Source organism: Streptomyces aureus (assembly GCF_001418135.1).
Taxonomy (GTDB): Bacteria; Actinomycetota; Actinomycetes; order Streptomycetales; family Streptomycetaceae; genus Streptomyces; species Streptomyces aureus_A.
Map to the genome: position 1 here is coordinate 1 of NZ_LIPQ01000699.1, position 1,059 is coordinate 1,059.

A 1,059-nucleotide genomic window follows, 5' to 3' on the forward strand; every position below is an offset into this window, starting at 1 on the left:
CAGGCGCTGGCGTTCGGCGAGGGTGCCCTCGCGGCGCTCGATCGCGGCGAGTTCGCGCCGGGTGCGGATGAGGTCGTCGATGAGCGCCCGCTGGCGGGCCGCCTGCCGGTCCGAGTACACGAAGACGCCGGTGGCGATGGCGGCGACGGCCGGCGGGGCGACGACCAGGTTCGGGTCCCAGCCGCCGTGCGCGAGCTGTACCTGCGCGAACACCACGAACGCGGTGAGCAGCGTGACCAGCCCGAGCGCGGCCCGCGCCGGGAGGGTGCGCAGGCCCGTGTAGAAGAGCGGCACCGCGCACCAGGCGAAGCTCGGCGCGAGGACGACGAGCAGGATCCAGACGGCGACGACGGTGCTCAGCCAGGCGATCCGGCGCGGCGCGGCGCGGGTGCCGACGACGGGGCCGAGGAGGTAGAGGGAGGCGAGGGCTCCGGAGAGGGCGACGATCCAGGGGCTGCGGTCCTCCCAGGGGTGGCGCAGCAGGAAGCGGGCGAGCGAGGCGCCGAGGAGGAGGAAGAAGGCGATGTGCATGACCCGCGCCAGCCAGGTGGCGTCGGGGTCCTGCTCGGTCTCCGTCGGCCGTGTCACGTTCTCACCTTCCTGACCTGGGGATATCTGTCCATCCTGACCCGGGGGGACCACGGGGGCATCAGCCGATCGGCTGACCCGGCCGTCCTCCAGTGTGCGTGAGGAGGGCAGCCGGACCGTGGACCGGACGGCCCGGGTTCCGGCCACAGGATGGGTTGCAGAGCGAAGGAACGGACCGCTCGCACGGTCACCTCGGCTCGCCTCGCTTCTCCTCGTATCTCCTCCCTCCTCACCCTCACGGAGTTCCTCATGAAGAAGATCCTCTTCGGTGCCACCGCCGCCGCTGTCGTCGCCGCCGGCACCTTCGGCGCGGTCTCCGCGAACGCCTCCGCCCCGGCCGCCGCCCCCGCCGCCGTGGTCCGCGCCGACGCCGGCGACGACAACCTCCAGCAGTCGACCCACCTGACGATCGAGGCCGCGACGAAGGCCGCGCAGGCGACCCTGGACGCAGCCGAGAAGGAGAACCAGCGC

The 1,059-nt window shown here is 73.0% G+C and carries 2 pseudogenes; one reads left to right on the forward strand and one right to left on the reverse strand.

Features of this window, described 5'->3' with window-relative positions:
- A pseudogene (locus tag AOK00_RS36270) lies at positions 1 to 531 on the reverse strand (sensor histidine kinase); the annotation flags it as partial.
- Between the two features lie 306 nt (positions 532 to 837).
- Here AOK00_RS36270 and AOK00_RS36275 point away from each other — a divergent pair.
- A pseudogene (locus AOK00_RS36275) lies at positions 838 to 1,059 on the forward strand (heme-binding protein); the annotation flags it as partial.